Origin of the sequence: Thalassospira sp. MCCC 1A02898, from assembly GCF_001618185.1 — a bacterium.
GTDB classification, from domain to species: Bacteria; Pseudomonadota; Alphaproteobacteria; order Rhodospirillales; family Thalassospiraceae; genus Thalassospira; species Thalassospira tepidiphila.
The window spans coordinates 1-17380 of the sequence record NZ_LPXK01000003.1 but is presented as its reverse complement, the minus strand read 5'-3'; the positions used below and the strand labels follow the sequence as shown (position 1 = coordinate 17380).

The 17380-nt window shown below is 55.5% G+C and carries 15 protein-coding genes; 3 read left to right on the top strand and 12 right to left on the bottom strand.

Features of this window, described 5'->3' with window-relative positions:
* Window positions 1-51: 51 nt before the first annotated feature.
* From AUQ41_RS04600 to AUQ41_RS04550, 11 genes are all read right to left on the bottom strand, one after another.
* Complete coding sequence (locus AUQ41_RS04600; protein WP_008890028.1) at window positions 52-237, bottom strand: hypothetical protein; 186 nt, start codon at window positions 235-237, stop codon at window positions 52-54.
* Window positions 237-1589: an amidase gene (locus tag AUQ41_RS04595; protein WP_063086980.1), complete on the bottom strand. Its 1353-nt coding sequence runs from the start codon at window positions 1587-1589 to the stop codon at window positions 237-239. Before AUQ41_RS04595 ends, AUQ41_RS04600 begins: the two co-directional genes overlap by 1 nt.
* Before the next feature lie 12 nt (window positions 1590-1601).
* Window positions 1602-3023 carry a TRAP transporter large permease subunit gene (locus AUQ41_RS04590; RefSeq protein ID WP_008890026.1) on the bottom strand — a complete coding sequence of 474 codons (1422 nt, stop codon included), beginning with the start codon at window positions 3021-3023 and terminating at the stop codon, window positions 1602-1604.
* A gap of 71 nt (window positions 3024-3094) precedes the next feature.
* Window positions 3095-3667 carry a TRAP transporter small permease subunit gene (locus AUQ41_RS04585; RefSeq protein ID WP_008890025.1) on the bottom strand — a complete coding sequence of 191 codons (573 nt, stop codon included), beginning with the start codon at window positions 3665-3667 and terminating at the stop codon, window positions 3095-3097.
* Window positions 3668-3765: 98 nt separating this feature from the next.
* Window positions 3766-4923, bottom strand: coding sequence for a TRAP transporter substrate-binding protein (locus tag AUQ41_RS04580; protein ID WP_143588782.1), 1158 nt, complete (start codon window positions 4921-4923; stop codon window positions 3766-3768).
* A gap of 206 nt (window positions 4924-5129) precedes the next feature.
* On the bottom strand, window positions 5130-6095 hold the full coding sequence (locus tag AUQ41_RS04575; protein WP_008890023.1) for a D-glycerate dehydrogenase: 966 nt from the start codon (window positions 6093-6095) through the stop codon (window positions 5130-5132).
* Window positions 6096-6775: 680 nt separating this feature from the next.
* A complete protein-coding gene (locus AUQ41_RS04570; RefSeq protein ID WP_063086979.1) occupies window positions 6776-7939 on the bottom strand; it encodes a Gfo/Idh/MocA family protein in 1164 nt (387 codons plus the stop codon).
* 45 nt (window positions 7940-7984) lie between these two features.
* A complete protein-coding gene (locus AUQ41_RS04565; RefSeq protein ID WP_008890021.1) occupies window positions 7985-9040 on the bottom strand; it encodes a sugar phosphate isomerase/epimerase in 1056 nt (351 codons plus the stop codon).
* Between the two features lie 112 nt (window positions 9041-9152).
* Window positions 9153-10109, bottom strand: coding sequence for an ABC transporter substrate-binding protein (locus AUQ41_RS04560; RefSeq protein ID WP_040823275.1), 957 nt, complete (start codon window positions 10107-10109; stop codon window positions 9153-9155).
* 64 nt (window positions 10110-10173) lie between these two features.
* Complete coding sequence (locus tag AUQ41_RS04555; protein WP_008890019.1) at window positions 10174-11187, bottom strand: ABC transporter permease; 1014 nt, start codon at window positions 11185-11187, stop codon at window positions 10174-10176.
* Complete coding sequence (locus AUQ41_RS04550) at window positions 11180-12733, bottom strand: sugar ABC transporter ATP-binding protein (RefSeq protein WP_063086978.1); 1554 nt, start codon at window positions 12731-12733, stop codon at window positions 11180-11182. Before AUQ41_RS04550 ends, AUQ41_RS04555 begins: the two co-directional genes overlap by 8 nt.
* Before the next feature lie 175 nt (window positions 12734-12908).
* Here AUQ41_RS04550 and AUQ41_RS04545 point away from each other — a divergent pair, with 175 nt between their 5' ends.
* A complete protein-coding gene (locus tag AUQ41_RS04545) occupies window positions 12909-13940 on the top strand; it encodes a LacI family DNA-binding transcriptional regulator (protein WP_063086977.1) in 1032 nt (343 codons plus the stop codon).
* 41 nt (window positions 13941-13981) lie between these two features.
* Here AUQ41_RS04545 and AUQ41_RS04540 read toward each other — a convergent pair whose 3' ends face one another.
* Window positions 13982-14470 carry a VOC family protein gene (locus AUQ41_RS04540; RefSeq protein WP_063086976.1) on the bottom strand — a complete coding sequence of 163 codons (489 nt, stop codon included), beginning with the start codon at window positions 14468-14470 and terminating at the stop codon, window positions 13982-13984.
* A gap of 445 nt (window positions 14471-14915) precedes the next feature.
* Here AUQ41_RS04540 and nspC point away from each other — a divergent pair, with 445 nt between their 5' ends.
* Together nspC and AUQ41_RS04530 are read left to right on the top strand one after the other, a co-directional pair.
* Window positions 14916-16013 (top strand): carboxynorspermidine decarboxylase, encoded by a 1098-nt coding sequence (gene nspC, locus AUQ41_RS04535; protein WP_063086975.1) that lies wholly within the window; start codon window positions 14916-14918, stop codon window positions 16011-16013.
* Window positions 16014-16091: 78 nt separating this feature from the next.
* Entirely contained in the window at window positions 16092-17333 is a 1242-nt protein-coding gene (locus AUQ41_RS04530) for a saccharopine dehydrogenase family protein (RefSeq protein WP_063086974.1), read from the top strand.
* The last annotated feature ends 47 nt before the right edge of the window (window positions 17334-17380 follow it).

The window sequence follows — 17380 nt, the reverse complement described above, 5'->3', positions numbered from 1 at the left end:
CATCCTGTCCCGCAAGTTTGCTTGCATCCTCAGGGATTACTCCCCGTCAGATCAGTGTTTGTCTTCCTTGTTGCCCATGGCGACATGCCACATATCCCACCCGGCAAGACCAACCGTCAGCGCTACAATCAACGCAAGGTCAAAGCGGGTGACATAGCCGACAAGAATGCCGACAAATCCGACAAGCACAGCAAAGGACAGAAGTGCCATGGCACGGTTCAAAAGACTGTTTTCCATTATGCGTTCTCCTGACTGCTGAGATGTGATTTCAACCAGTTGGCGGTCCGCATCAAACGCGCATCATCGCCAATGCGACCAACAAGCTGCACGCCCATCGGCATCCCGCCTTCTGACCACAAAAGCGGGATGGTCACGGCGGGCGTTCCGCAGAACGTCCACAACCCGTTAAAGATCGGATTGCCGGTGGTCTGATGGTTGGCCGGTGCCGGGCCCGTGGCCGCAGGCGTGATGATCGCATCACAGCGATTGAACACTTCGTCTAGCCCGGCATTCAGGACCTTGCGCCAGTCAAGGGCCGCCAGATAATCGCGCGCCTTGACGTCATTGCCCTTGTCGATGGCCTCAAGGATTTCAGGCGACAGATGATCACGGCCACGCTTTTCATAACCGTAATAATCCTTGGCCATTTCGGCAAAGTTGATCCGGGCCCGCAGCGCATTTGCATCTTCAAACGCCTTGGGCAACGGGACCTCGAAACATTGATCGCCGAGCATTTCGGTAATTTCACGAAATGCCATGATGGTTTCCTTGTCCGCGACCTCGTCAAATTGCGGTGGCCGGACAAAGGCAAACATCGGGGTCACCAAGGGATCGCTTTTGGCGACATCGACCAACCTTGGTGTCGGGCTCGGTTCTGTTGCCGGGTCCCCTGCGTCATATCCAAACAGGCTTTCGGCCACCATCGCCGCCCCGGTGATCGAATTGGCGAAAACACCGATTGTATCAAGGCTCGGACTTTGGCTAAGAACGCCGGTCCGGGCAATCGCGCCAAAACTCGGCTTGAACCCGACAACCCCGCAAAACGATGCCGGTCGAATTACCGATCCGCCGGTTTGCGTCCCGACAGCAAGCGGCACCATGGCGGCTGCCACCGCCGCTGCCGACCCGGCCGATGATCCACCGGGTGTATGATCCGGGTTATGGGGATTGCGCGTTTTGGACGGATGCATGAAGGCAAGCTCGGTCGAAACCGTCTTGCCCATAATGATGGCACCTGCCGCCTTCAGACGCGATACCAGAACCGCGTCTTCTTCCGGCACGCGCCCCTTATCAAGGACGGTGCCGTTTTCAGTCGGGATCTTGGCGGTATCGATGACATCTTTCAGACCGACAGGAAGCCCATGCAACGGACCAATCGGCGCACCTGATTGACGCCGCGCATCAAGGGCACGAGCCTGGGCAATCGCATGATCACTATCAAGCCATGCCCATGCCTGAACCTGTGGTTCGATCTCGGCAATGCGCGCCAGGCAGGCTTCGACATATTCAACCGCGCGCACCGCCCCGCTGGCAAGGCGGTCGCGCAGTTCGACGACTTCAAGTGTCAGTAGCGGGTTGATATTACTCATCTCATCCCTCCCTTAACGTGCGCCATAGAACAGATCCGGCAAATGGAACACGATTTGCGGGAAGGCGTACATCAGAACCATGCTGACGATCACCATGAACAGGAACGGCATGATCCCCTTGAAGATATCGGTCAACAATATCCCGCTTGGTGCCACCCCCTTAAGGTAATAGGCCGACATCGCCATCGGCGGAGTCAGGAACGAGGTCTGCAGGTTCAGCGCCACCAGAATGCCAAAGAACAGCGGATCGATATCAAACAGCGGCAGAAGCGGCAGGAAGATCGGAACGAAGATGATGATGATCTCCGACCATTCCAGCGGCCAGCCCAGCAGGAAGATGATCAACTGTGCCAGCAGAAGGAACTGAAGCGGTGTCAGGTCCAGACCACCGACAAACTCGGCAATCACATGTTCACCACCAAGATAAGAGAACACCGAGGAGAACGTATAGGAACCGACAAACAGCCAGCACACCATCGCCGATGTCCGCACCGTCAGATAAACTGATTCACGCAGGCGATCAAAGGTCAGCGCCCGATAGGCGGCTGCCAGCAACATCCCGCCAAGCGCACCAATCGATGCTGCCTCGGTCGGGGTAGCCAGACCAAACAGGATCGATCCCAGAACAGCCAAAATCAGGAAAGCCAGCGGGAAGAACGAGGTTGCCAGCATCCAAAGGACTTTCGGCAACGGCACTTCCGGAATCTCATCGCTGGTCGGACGGGGGGCCGCCTTTGGCTGCAACATTGCACGCCCCATGACGTACAAAAGATACAAACCAACAAGGGTCAGACCCGGCAACAGCGCCCCGGCATAAAGCCGCACGATCGAAACACCCGACGCCGCGGCATAAACAATCAGCATGATCGACGGCGGGATCAGAATGCCCAGCGTCCCGCCAGCGCAAATGATGCCCGATGCAAAGCTTTTGTCGTACCGCGCCTTAAGCATCGCAGGCAGCGCCAGCATCCCCATCAGGGTTACCACCGCGCCGACAATCCCGGTTGCGGTTGCAAACAGCGCACAGGTAATCAGGGCGGCAACGCCAAGCGATCCGGGAATGTTACGCGCCGCAATGTTAAGGGTGGAGAACAACCGGTTCACGATATTGGCGCGTTCAACGATATAGCCCATGAACAGGAACAACGGCACGGCGGTCAGAACTTCGTTCGACATCACCGTGTATGTCTGGTTGATGAACAAATCGAATATTCGGTTGTTAAACGCCCCTTCGAACCACGTTATCACCGAGGTCAGGGTTTCGCTGTCCTCGGCCAGCCGGTTAAAGGCCCGCCACATGCGGCCTGCATCGAAATAAGCGTAATATCCAAACCCGATGCCAAGCGCCATCAGGGTAAAGGCAACCGGGAAACCGAGGAATACCAGTATAATAAAGATGCCCAGCATCATCAGGGCGACATGTGCGTCAATCACGTTGGCTGCTCCGTTCGGGGGCGTGTATCGCGTATGGCTCAGCGTTCTGGTTGATCTTGATCGTCATGGGATCAGTCTTCCTTGGCCACTTTTTGCTTCATCAGCAATTCTTCGGTTTCCTGAACATCATCGTCTGCATTGCGCCAGTACCCTTCACGGATACACAAAATGCAGCGCATCACCTGTGCGATGCCCTGGATGAACAAAAGAATGCCGGCTGCGACAATCACTGCCTTGAATTGAAAGATCGGAACACCCGCCGGGCTGTTCACGCTTACTTCCCCATAGCCCCAAGAACGGGCGGCATATTTCCAGCCCGACAGGATCAGGGCGGTCACACCCGGGAAGAAGAAGAAGATATAAAGAACCAGATCAACCTTGGCCTGGGTTGTGGGTTTCCACAGACGATAAAGGAAATCGCCGCGGACATGCCCGCCACGAGACAGGGTATAGGCCCCACCCATCATGAACAATGTGCCATACATGATAAATGACACATCAAGCGACCATGTGGTTGGCGCATTAAATAGGTATCGCGATGCCACCTCATAGCTCATGCCAAGCGTCATGAGGATAATCAACCAGCCAAAGGCCTTGCCAAACCAGGCCGAAAGCTTGTCCGCGAATTCAATAAATCCAATCATGAAATCCTGTCCGTTCGCGTATTGACTGCTCCGCCAGCCAAAAGATCAGGCCAACGGAGCAGTCAGGATCATCAAAACACTGAAATCCGAAACAGGGATCAGAGTTTCAGTTTGCCCGGGAAGTAGTGTTCATAAGCGAGCTGATAATCAGGCGAGTTCATCAGTTCATAGAAGGTCACACGTTCGACCCAGGCACGCTGGCTGTCGAGAACCCGTTTCATGAACGGATCTTCTTCCAGTGTCGGGATCAGTTTGTCCCAGGCTTCAAGCTGTGCGGCCAGGATCTCTTTCGAGGTCCGGTGAACTTCCACGCCCTCATCCTGCAATTTCTGCAGATCCGAGGAATAGTTGTCCATCGCCAGCGCCGTGTTCGAAGTCGACGCCGCCTCAACCGCGTGACGCAGGATCGCCTGCAGATCCGGTTCAAGGTCTTCCATCAGGGATTTGTTGAACAGGAACTCGAAGCTTTCCGATGCCTGATGGTACGAAGACAGATAGTAGTTCTTCGCAACATCCTGTGCACCAAAGCGCATGTCAGACGACGGGTTGTTGAATTCGAACGCGTCGATCACGCCACGTTCCATCGCTGGCACAATCTCGCCGCCCGGAAGCTGTGCGACCGACATGCCCATCGACTGCAGAAGGTCTGCTGCCAGACCCACGGTGCGGTATTTGAAGCCTTCGATATCGGCAACGGTGTTGACCTGCTCCTTGAACCAGCCGAACGGCTGTGCTGGCATCGGGAAGCCAAGCAGACCAACAACATCCAGCCCCATCACATCCTGGGTCAGTTCGCGATAGAACTCTTCACCACCGCCAGCATAGAACCAGCTCAGCATGGTGGTTGCGGAACCACCAAACACCGGACCGGTGCCAAACAGCGATGCCGCCTTGTTCTTCCCGTACCAGTAAACCGGCACGGAATGGGCGATATCGATCACGCCGTCATTGACGCCATCAAGAACCTGGAAGGCAGCAACAACAGCACCCGCCGGCAGAAGGTCGATTTTCAGACGACCACCCGACATGGCTTCAACACGGTCAACATACTGCTGGGCAAAGGTCATCCAGATGTCGGATGACGGCCAGGAAGTCTGCATCTTCAGAACCATCGGTGCCGGCTGCGCGTGGACAGCAGGTGCCGCAAACATCCCGGTTGCCGCAGCACCACCCGCCACAACCCCGGTCGCCCCTTTGGTCAGGAACGAACGACGGGATACTTCCTTGGACTTCACGTCTTCAGATTTGGTTTTCATTTCCATTTTTCCTCCCAGATATACCGTTGTTTGCCGTCCACCATTGGCGGGAAACAATCGGTAACTGTCAGCCTTCAAAAGCCCCTGATCTTGATATCCAAGACCATTTTTGATGCGCTTGGTCCGTTCCGGGACCGCAAAAACGGCGCGCATTTTGTTATTGTTAAAGACTTCAACAAACTGGACGCAGGCAGTCTTCCCGCCTTCTACGCCACCCGGTCGCCGGGTTCTTTCCCCTGAAAATAGGCATCAAGGTTATCAAGTGCGCGAAACCCCATGGCATCACGCGTTTCTTCGGTAGCAGACCCTATATGTGGTAACAGAAAGACGTTATTCAACGCGCTAATCCGTTGATTTCCACCGGGTTCGTTGCAAAACACATCAAGGCCCGCTGCAAACAGCTTTCCGCTTTGAAGGGCGGCCACAAGCGCATCCTCGTCCACCAGGTTGCCACGCGCTGTATTCACAAGGATCGCGCGGTCAGGCAGCATCGCAATTGTCTTGCTGTTGATGATGCCTTTTGTTTCTGGCGTTGACGGGCAATGCAGTGACAGCACGTCGGAATGGGCAAACAGGTCTTCGACCGTCTCGTGGAAAATTGCGCCCTTGGCCATATGATCAGGCAGTGGCTTACGGTTGTGGTAATGGACTTCCATGCCAAATCCGCGCGCCCGTTCGGCCGCGACCTGACCAACCCGGCCCATGCCCAGAACACCAAACCGCTTGCCGGTGACCTGACGCCCGACCATAAAGGCCGGCGACCAGAAATCCCACTTCCCGGCCCGCACCATCGCATCGCCCTCGGCCCCGCGACGCGCCGCACCCAGCATGCACAGCATGGCAATCTCGGCGGTGGCATCGGACAGCACATCGGGCGTGTTGGTCACGACAATCCCGGCATCCTTGGCCGCAGCCAGATCAACGTGATCCACCCCGACCGAATGGTTGGCAATGATCTTGAGGCTCTTGGGCAGTTCGGCAATGACATCAGCCGAAAAATGCTCGGAATGGCACGGCAGGACAGCATCGACCTGCTGGCACTTTTCAATAAGCTCCTCACGCGTGAACACGCGATCTTCGGCATTGGTCAGAACCTGATAGTCCCGCGCGGCGCGTGCCTGAACGGCATCACGCAATCGTCGCGTTATCAGAAGCTTTGGCTTCTCGGGCATGCGGACGCTCCCGGTGATTTCCCTGAAAGTAGTCTTATTTTTTATGGTCTAGGGTCAGTACCCATTACTTTGGTTTGAATGGTTCACCGGATTTGTGCGGATACGCGGAGCAAAACCGCAGGAAGATATACATCTTTCAAGGTTTTACGACAAAGTAGCCCGTGCAAATCCGGTTAATCCGAAGGACAGACGTTATATTTGCAAACTTCGGCGTCAAACCCCTTGGCCGGGCCCCAGCCCGCCCTGCGAGCTTTTCCTTGGATTTCGCAAATATAACGTCTGCCATTCAAATCAAAGTAATGGGTACTGACCCTAAGGAAACACCTTTACGGAAAATCCAGCAATAGGGGATCAACCAAGAGGCAAGTCTTTTTCACTTCGTGGAAAACCACAAGGCGCGCGAAAGCCATAATATTCACGCCATTGGATATTCAAGCCGTTGATTTCAAATCCTAAAATTCAGAACAGCCCGTTATTTTGGAGTTGCCCCAGAAACAACCAATGTAAAGCAGTTCACACCTCCCGTTTCACCGGCCGCAAAACCTCCACCAAAACAAAAAAAGAGCCGCAACCAATAAGGCTGCGGCTCAATGCCGACAGAGCGCCGGACGGGAAGAACACGTTTCAATGGTGAATTCGCGCACACGGAAATCCCCAGATTTCCCGATTGCGCGAAATGATCACATTTTGACCCAAACGGCCCCGTCCCGACCGGAACGCACGACGGCTTCGACAAATTTCATGCCCTCAAGACCTTCCTTGACGCCGGGCACCAACATGGCGGCGGCATCGGCCTTTTCACCCCCCAGATGCGCAACCAACTGATCGGCAAAATCGGTATAAAGGTTTGCAAAGCCTTCAAGATACCCTTCCGGATGGCCCGGTGGCACGCGCACACCATGAAGACCTTCTGCCCCGATGCCTGCCCCACCGCGGGTCAGCAATTCCGGTCGGCCGTCCAGCGGGCGGAAATGCATGTGGTTTGGATGTTCCTGCGCCCATTCAAGGCCGCCCTTGTCACCATAGATCCTCAGGCGAAGGCCGTTTTCATGGCCAATCGCCACCTGGCTTGCCCACAGCATGCCGCGCGCGCCATTTTCATAACGCATCAGGATCTGCACATTGTCATCAAGCTTGCGACCCTCAACGATGGCATCAACATCGGCACAAAGTTCGCTCGGCGTCATGCCAGACACAAAGTTCGCAAGGTTATGGGCATGGGTTCCGATATCGCCAAGTGCGCCGCCCATCCCGGCCTTGGCCGGATCTGCGCGCCAGTTGGCCTGCTTGTTATCGGTATCCTCGACCTTGGTTGCCATCCAGCCTTGCGGATATTCGACCTGCACCAGCCGGATATTGCCAAGCTTGCCATCGGCCACCATCTGGCGCGCCTCGCGCACCATCGGGTAGGCGGTGTAGTTGTGGGTCAGGGCAAACAGAAGTCCGGTTTCCTTGACCTTGGCCGCGATCTTTTCGGCCTCATCGACGGTCATGCAAAGCGGCTTGTCGCAAATCACATGAATACCGGCATTCAGCATCGCCATCGCGGCCGGGAAATGCAGGTGGTTGGGTGTCACAATCGCGCAGACATCAATGCCGTCTTCACGCGCGGCTTCCTGCTTGGCCATGTCTTCAAAACTGGCATAGCTGCGATCACTATCGATAAACAGTTCTGCCGCCGAGGCCGCTGCGACATCGGGCTTGGATGAAAGCGCACCTGCCACCAGTTCATAGCGATCATCCAGTCGTGCCGCGATGCGATGAACGGCCCCGATGAAGGCCCCCTGCCCGCCGCCAACCATGCCCAGGCGCAAACGACGGCCAAGCGATGTTTGTTTGCTCATATCTGCCTCCAAAGTCGAAATGGACGAGTATTGCCCGTGATGTAGCTAGTCGATGCCAAGGATGCGGCGATTGGCCGCCTCGTCCGTGCCACCATCGGCAAAGTCATCAAAGGCTTTCTCTGTCACACGAATGATGTGATTTTTAATGAATTCGGCCCCTTCGCGGGCACCGTCTTCGGGATGTTTGAGCGCGCATTCCCATTCGAGCACAGCCCAGCCATCAAAATCAATCGCCGCAAGCTTCGAGAAAATGGCGCCAAAATCAACCTGCCCGTCGCCAAGCGATCTGAACCGGCCCGCACGATCGACCCAGCCCTGATACCCGGAATAGACACCCTGTCGGCCGGTTGGATTGAACTCGGCATCCTTGACGTGGAACATCCGGATGCGATCAGCGTAAATATCGATGAAATCAAGGTAATCAAGCTGCTGAAGCACGAAGTGGCTCGGATCATACAGGATGTTGGCGCGCGGATGATTTTTCACCCGTTCCAAAAACATCTCGAACGTCGCCCCGTCAAACAGGTCCTCGCCCGGATGGATTTCATAGCAAACATCAACACCCGCCTCGTCGGCGGCATTCAGGATCGGTGTCCAGCGCCTGGCAAGTTCGTCAAACGCGGTTTCGATCAATCCGGCCGGGCGTTGCGGCCAGGGATAAACAAACGGCCAGGCCAGCGCGCCGGAAAATGTCGCATGGGCGTTGATTCCCATATGTTGCGAAGCCTTGATCGCGGCCTTGACCTGTTTGACCGCCCATTCCTGACGCGCCTTTGGATTGCCGCGCACTTCTGGCACGGCAAAACCGTCAAACATCTCGTCATAGGCGGGATGGACCGCCACAAGCTGGCCCTGAAGATGGGTTGAAAGTTCGGTCACCTGCACGCCGTGCCCGGCAAGTTTACCGATCACTTCATCACAGTAATCCTTGCTTTCGGCGGCCTTTTCGACATCAAACAGGCGCTTGTCCCAGCTTGGAATCTGAACACCTTTATAGCCGAGTGACGCCGCCCAGCGACCAATCGCGTCAAGACTGTCGAACGGGGCTTCGTCGCCGGCAAATTGCGCCAGAAAGATCGCCGGTCCCTTAAGCGTTTTCATCTCAGACCTCTTTAACTGCGTTCTGGTGGAAATCAGTGGAATTCAGTGGAAATCGGGCTGCGTCGGGCGGCGACCGCCCGACGCAAGAGTGCTTGTCCCAACCAAAGTTCGTTTAGAACGGGCTGTCCGGGAAATAGAAGTTCTCGGCATTTTCCTGGGTAACAACGGTCGCACCCAGGATATAGCGACCTTCAACCGGCGCATTGGAGGTGAACTTCATAACGGTCACGTCCATCGCAGTTGCGATCATTGCCGGCGGATACAGAACATCAATCGGGGTCAGTTCATCGCCATCCATCACGCGTTTGATGATGTCTTTCATGCCCGCACCGCCAACGATGAACATTTCATCGGTACGATCGGCCTGTTTGACCGCCTCGATCACGCCAAGGGCAATGTCGTCATCCTGTGCCCAGACCGCGTTGATTTCCGGGAAGCGCGACAGGAAGTCCTGCATTACTTCATAGCCGTCATCACGGTTCCAGTTGGCATGTTTCATATCAAGGATTTCGATGTTCGAGCCGTCAAGCGCTTCGACAAATGCGTCCACACGTTCGGTATCGATCGTGGTCGGAATGCCGCGCAGAACAACGATCTTGCCTTCGTCATTGAGACGTTCACGAATGTACTCGCCCGAAACACGGCCAAGTTCCGGGTTGTTGCCCGCAACATAAACGTCTTCAATCCCCGGAAGCGAAAGACCACGGTCAACCACGGTGACAAACTTGCCCGCCTGTTTGACCTGCTGGACCGGAACGGTCAGCGGATCAGACTCAAACGGCAAGACGACCAACGCGTCGATATTCTGAACCGACACCAGATCTTCAAGATCGTTGGCCTGTTCGGTTGCACCATTCGCGCTGACCACAATGACATCGATATTGGGATAGGTTGCCTCAATGCGCTTTTCGGCCTGTTCGGCATGCCAGTTCAGGCCACCTGCCCAACCATGGGTCGCTGCCGGGATCGAAACCCCGATCTTGATCTTTTCCTGTGCGATTGCACCGGTCGATGCCAAACCAAGGCCCAGAACACAGGCGGCCCCCAGATATTTTGTAAACGTTTTCATCAATGTTTCCTCCTGATCAAAAAAATGATGCGTTTTCACATTCTTCCCGGACGTTGATCGCCGGTTATTTGCTCTTTTTGCGTCGCCAGTCCCCGCGCTGCAGGAATACCGCAACGATGATGATCAGCCCCTGAACTGCTCCGTTCAGATAGTTACTGATCGCATCCGTCAAATTCAGAATATTGCCAATCGTGGTCAGCATGATCGCGCCGATCACCGTGCCCCAGATCCGGCCATAGCCACCCTTAAGCATCGTGCCACCAATGATCACGGCAGCAATCGCTTCAAGTTCCCAAAGCACCCCGGTCGAGCTTGAAGCAGACCCAAGACGCGGCACATAAATGATGGTCGCAACCGATACGCACAGCCCCTGAATGACATAGGTCAGGGTCTTCACACGGTCGACATGGATTGCCGAATACCGCGCAACCTGTTCGTTTGAGCCAATCGCAAAGCATTTCCGCCCGAACGGCGTCATGTTCAGCAAAACATAGCCCGCAACCGCCACGGCAAAGAACACAAGCACCGGCACAGGAATGCCCAGAATGTCGCCGTAATAGACCGGGCGATAAACACCGCGCACATCAAAATCAAGCGACAGGGTCCCGCCATCGGCCATATAGGTCACAAGCGACCGGTAAATCCCCATGGTGCCAAGTGTGACGATAAACGCTTCGATCTTGCCCTTGGTGCTGACCAGGCCATTAACGGCCCCGGCCGCAATCCCCAGCAAAACTGACAGCACCACACCGATCAAAACCGTCTCGATCCCGGCCCCCAGCGTTGCGACAAGTGTATTCATCACAACAATCATCGCACCCGAAATAAACGCCGCCATCGAGCCCACCGAAAGATCAATGCCGCCCGCGGTGATCACAAAGGTCGCACCCACCGCGATGATGCCGATAAAGGCCGCGCGGGTGAAAATGTTCGAAAGGTTGCCGCCGCTCAGGAACGCGTCATTAATACCCGTGCCCAGAACAAACAGGCCAACGAGGGCCAAAAACGGACCCAAGGCTTTGAAATCGATATTGAAACCACTCGAAGTCGAAGCTTCAGAGCGCTCAAGGCTACTCATGAACAGACACTCCCTGCTTGCCTGAAATTCCTGTCGCGTGCCGCATGATTTCATGCTCGTTGCGGTCGTTTCCTTCGAGAATGCCGGTAATACGGCCCGCCGCCATGACCGCGATACGATCAGACAGGCCAAGCATTTCCGGCATTTCAGACGACAGGAGAATGACGGATTTACCGCGTTTGGTAAGATCGCCGATGAAATGATAAATCTGGCTTTTGGTGCCGATATCGATGCCGCGCGTCGGCTCGTCGATGATCACGACTTCCGGGTCGGTTTCCATGACTTTCGCCAGCAGAAGCTTTTGCTGATTGCCGCCGGAAAAATCACCGACCTTGGCTTTCGGGTCGGCCGCGCGAATGTCAAAGGCCTCGATCGCGTTTGCCAGTGCGGCTTCTTCGGCCTTGCGATTGAGGATCACGGTCCCGAATTTTTCAAGTGCCAGCAAAGTCAGGTTGGGCCGCATATCCATATTCAGCAACAACCCGCTGCCCTTGCGATCCTTGGTCAGATAGGCAATGCCGCATTTCTTGGCGTCTTGCAGGCTGTGGATCGAAACCGGCTCGCCATTGCGTTCGATCTCGCCAGATGATCTGTCACGCAGGCCAATGATGGCTTCCATCAAGGCTGTCCGCCCGGCGCCGACAATCCCGGCAAAGCCCAGAACTTCACCGCGACGCAGATCAAAGCTGGCGTCGCGCACTTGGCCCTCAACGGATACATTGCGGACAGACATGGCCACATCATGGGCCTCAACCGGCGCGCGGTCGGGGAACATCTGTTTGATATCCCGGCCGACCATCAGGCGCGCCATGTCGTCTTTTTCAACATCCGCCACCGGTTCGGTCGTGATCAGGCGCCCGTCGCGCAAAACCGTTACCCGGTCGGCAATCGCCTTGATCTCGTCAAGCTTGTGGGAAATGTAAAGGATCGCGACACCCTGTTCGCGCAGGCGGCGGATCTGATCAAACAGGATATCAACCTCGCGCCCGGTCAAGACCGCGGTTGGTTCATCAAGGATAAGAATATCAGCATTTTTGGAAAGCGCCTTGGCAATTTCGACCATCTGACGGTCCGAAACCGCAAGATCCTTGATGCGTGTGCGCGGATCGACATCGCATTGTAATTGATCGAGAAGCTTTTTGGCTTCCGCGCGCATCGCCGCCTTATCAAGGAACCAGCCCCGCTTGATCTCGCGGCCAAGGAAAATGTTCTCTTCGACGGTCAGTTGCTCGGCCAGGTTCAGTTCCTGATGGATCAGGATGACACCGTGATTTTCGGCAACTTCACTGTCTTCAAACGTGACTTCGGCCTGATCAAGGCTAAGCGCACCACTGGTCGGCTGATGATAGCCAGACAGGATTTTCACTAACGTCGATTTGCCCGCACCATTTTCACCCAAAAGCGCATGCACTTCCCCTGCGTGCAGATCGATGGAAACATCGAAAAGCACCTGTGCCGGGCCAAATGACTTGCAAATCTCCCGACCGGACAGCCGCACGCGCGCCTGCTGATCGGGATTAACGGCGTGAACAGCCGCATCCGTCATGAATATATCCTCCCTAGCGTCGCATTTTTTGCGATCAACTCTTGATTAAGCTCTGTGTAAACGTTTTCATTTTCGATGTAAACCTTTACATTTTGCTCGGAGTGATCAAAATCACCTGCCGATCCGGGCGTCGAATGCCGCTGGACAGCCTGCAACCGGCGGAGTAGGAAGAAGAATGACTGAAAAAATCGCGACGATTGAAGATGTTGCCCGCCAGGCAGGGGTGTCTATTGCCACTGTCAGCCGGGCCTTGCACAAACCCAATGTGGTTTCCGAAACCACACGCGAAAGAGTGCAAACCGCCATCGCCGCGACCGGTTACACCGCCAATGTCATGGCCCGGAACCTGCGTCTGAACCGTTCGGGGATGATTCTTTTGCTGGTGCCTGATATCGGAAACCCTTTCTTTTCGGCGATTCTGTCCGGCATTGAAAAGGGTGCCAGCCAGGCGGGCTACAACGTCCTGATTGGTGACACGCAAAACGATCCCGAACGCGAAGCAACCTATGCCGCCTATCTGCGCAGCAATCAGGCCGATGCGATGATCCTGCTCAATGGAAGGCTTCCGGCACCGCTTGCCAAGGCCCCGGCAAACGCCACACCACCCGTGGTGATTGCCTGCGAACGCATTCCGGGATGTGCCTTGCCAACCGTCATCATTGATAATGACGAGGCATCCTTTGTTGCGACCAACCATCTGATTGATCTCGGCCATACCCGCATCGCCCATGTCAGTGGCCCGACGGGCAATATCCTGACCACGGACCGCGTGACCGGATATCGCCGCGCCCTGAAATCGGCCGGCATCACCCACGAGCCAGGCCTGATTTATCGCGGCGATTTTTCCATCGATTCCGGTATTGCCGCCGGTCGTGCGCTTCTGGCCGATCCAAAGACCCGACCAACGGCCGTGTGTTGCGCCAGTGATGGCATGGCGATCGGGGTGATTGTGGCTGCCAAGGAAGTCGGGCTTCGCATCCCGCACGACCTCTCGGTTGTCGGCTTTGACGATATTCCGCATGCCGTGGCCTATGACCCGCCGATCACCACCGTGCGCCAGCCCCGCCGCCGTCTGGGCGAACAGGCGATTGCCCTGCTTCTCGATCGTCTGGGTTCAAAAACACCGCCGTCGCACGGCGAAACCGGGCCGGTGATCATCCCGACCGAACTGATCGTCCGTCAAAGTACGGGTCCATGCCCCAATTAGCGGCCCCTCTTAGGCATCTGCAATCTCAGGCACCGCTAAGCTCAGGCACTGGCAATCTTTTGCCATTCACCCATGACGGAACGCGCGTTTCCTTCATGATCCTCGCCGGATTTGGCAATTTCAGAGGCAAAGATTTCAAACCGAATGCCGTTGGGATCGCGCATAAATAACCGGCGCGACTTGCCGTCATCTTCGCTGTGATACACCACCTTGTGCTGGAACAGATGGTTTTGCCAGGCGATCACATCGCGCGGGGCAGAACAGCGCAACCCGATATGAAACACATCATCGGGCATGTTTGGATCATCCGGATAAGGCCCGGTATCGGCCGGCCAGTCAAAGAAGGACAGGCGCGTGCCATCGGGCAGCGCATAGGTAATCAGCAAATAATCGGATTTCCACGACGGGCTATAGCCACTTTCCGCGTGGACCAGTGTTGCGCCCACCACTTTGGAATAAAAATGGTCGGTCGCCTCAAGATCGCGGGTCGGAAATGCAAGATGGTCGACACTTACAGGTGCAGGTGACATGGGGCCTCCTCCGTCTGAATGTATCCGTGTTACGGGCGCGACACCTTGATGGTAATCATGAATGCGCCCCATGATCAACAGATGGGGCAATGGCCCTTCGAAATCAATGCGATTGCCCCTTGATCAAACCGTCATGAAACCACAACATGCACAGACGCGCGAAATCGCCTAATAAAGGCGACATTGCAGTATTGACCGACCCTGCCCCCGCTGCTATTGGGACGCAGCAAAACGCATTTGGCAAACCCGAAGGATGGAGGCATCTGATGAATGAATACAGTTTATCTGTCTCCGTCTATTGGATGACGCACCGTCAGGCTGACCACTAGAAAAGCCGGTTGCCCCCACCAATTTGGTGATTTTGCCCAAACCCGGAACCTGACAGCGTGATCGCGCGTTCCGAGTTCACCCGCATTCCCCGTGACATAGTTGTAGAGAGCCGTCCATGCCCGCAACGCCCTATTATCTGATCGACAAGTCCAAGCTTAAAAGCAACATGGAAAAGATCGCCTATGTGCGCGAACATTCCGGTGCCAAGGCGTTGCTTGCGCTGAAATGCTTTGCGACCTGGTCGGTGTTTGACTTCATGTCGGACTATATGGATGGCACCACGTCTTCGTCGCTCTATGAAGTCAAGCTGGGCCGTCAGAAATTCGGCAAGGAGACGCATGCCTATAGCGTCGCCTATTCCGATGACGAAATCACTGAAGTGGTTGAGAATGCCGACAAGATCATCTTCAATTCCATCAGCCAGCTGACCCGCTTTACCGATCAGGCATCGGGCATCGTGCGTGGTCTGCGCCTGAACCCGCAGGTCTCGACCTCAAGCTTCGATCTCGCCGATCCGGCCCGCCCGTTCTCGCGTCTGGGTGAATGGGACGTCGCCAAGGTCGAAGCGGTGATGGACCGCATTTCCGGCTTCATGATCCACAATAACTGCGAAAATGCCGACTTTGATCTGTTTGATCAGATGCTGGGCAATATCGAGGAAAAGTTTGGCTCGCTTCTCGCGCGCGTTGAATGGGTAAGCCTTGGTGGCGGCATTCATTTCACCGGCGAAGATTACCCGCTCGATAAATTCTGCGCGCGGCTCAAGGCATTCTCCGAGAAATTCGGCGTGCAGGTCTATCTCGAACCCGGCGAAGCATCGATCACCAAAAGCACCACCCTTGAGGTCACCGTGCTTGATACCCTGTTTAACGGCAAAAACCTTGCCATCGTCGACAGCTCGATCGAAGCCCACATGCTTGATCTTCTGATCTATCGTGAAAATGCCAAGGTCCTGCCGAACACGGGCGATCACCCCTACATGATTTGCGGCAAGTCATGCCTTGCCGGCGACGTATTTGGCGAATTTGATTTCGAAAACGAGATCAAGGTCGGCGACCGTATCTCCATTCAGGATGCGGCCGGCTACACCATGGTGAAAAAGAACTGGTTTAACGGGGTCGGCATGCCGTCCATCGTGATCCGGGAACTCGACGGAACAGAGCGCGTTGTGCGTGAGTTCAGTTTTGACGACTACGTTTCGAGCCTTTCGTAAAACACGAAAGCGCAGTTTTCATAGCGAACCGGGGAAGTGTTTCCCCACCTCTCAAAACAGGGGAGTTTTTGGCCCGACATGAAAAAGAATGTTCTGATTATCGGCGCAGGTGGCGTCGCCCAGGTCGTTGCACATAAATGCGCACAGCATAATGACGTGCTTGGCGATATTCATATCGCATCGCGCACGGCATCAAAGTGCCAGTCCATCATCGACAGCATCCATGAGAAGAAAAACCTTAAGAACCCCGGCGTTCTTGAAGGTCACGCCCTGGATGCCACCGACGTTGATGCCACTGCGGCCCTGATCGAAAAAACCGGCTGCCAGATCGTCATTAATGTCGGCTCTGCCTTTATCAACATGCCGGTCATGTCGGCCTGCATCAAAACCGGTGTCGCCTATCTCGATACCGCCATCCATGAAGAGCAGGACAAAATCTGCGAAACCCCGCCATGGTATGCCAACTATGAATGGAAACGCCGCGCCGAGTGCGAGGCCGCTGGCGTTACCGCGATCCTCGGTGTCGGCTTCGATCCGGGCGTGGTGAACGCCTATGCCAAACTGGCGGTCGAAGATTACTTCGATAAAATTGACTCGATCGACATCATCGACATCAATGCCGGCAGCCATGGCAAATACTTTGCCACCAACTTCGACCCGGAAATCAACTTCCGCGAATTCACCGGCACGGTCTATTCCTGGCAGGACAGCCAGTGGCAGGCCAACAAGATGTTCGAAGTCAAAAAGATCTGGGACATGCCGGTTGTCGGCGAAAGCCAGACCTTCATGACCGGCCATGACGAAGTCCATTCCCTGTCCCAGAACCTTGACGTGCCCAACGTCCGCTTCTGGATGGGCTTTGGCGATCACTACGTCAATGTCTTCACGGTTCTCAACAATATCGGCCTGCTGTCAGAAAAACCGGTCACCACGGCCGAGGGCCTCGAAGTCGTGCCGCTCAAGGTCGTCAAGGCCTGCCTGCCCGACCCAAGCTCCTTGGCACCGGACTATACCGGCAAGACCTGCATCGGTGATCTGGTCAAGGGCACCAAGGACGGCAAGGAAACCGAAGTCCTGATCTATAACGTGGCGGACCACAAGGACGCCTATAACGAAGTCGGAAGCCAGGGCATTTCCTATACCGCTGGTGTGCCGCCCGTCGCGGCTGCGATGCTGATCGCAACCGGCGAGTGGGACGTGAAAAAGATGGCAAACGTCGAAGAACTGCCATCCAAACCGTTCCTCAACCTGCTGAACGGCATGGGTCTTCCGACCCGCATCAAGGACGCCAACGGCGACCGGGCGCTCGACTTCTCCTAAGCGCACCACACAACAAACAAACGAAAATGGCGGGTCTCGACCCGCCA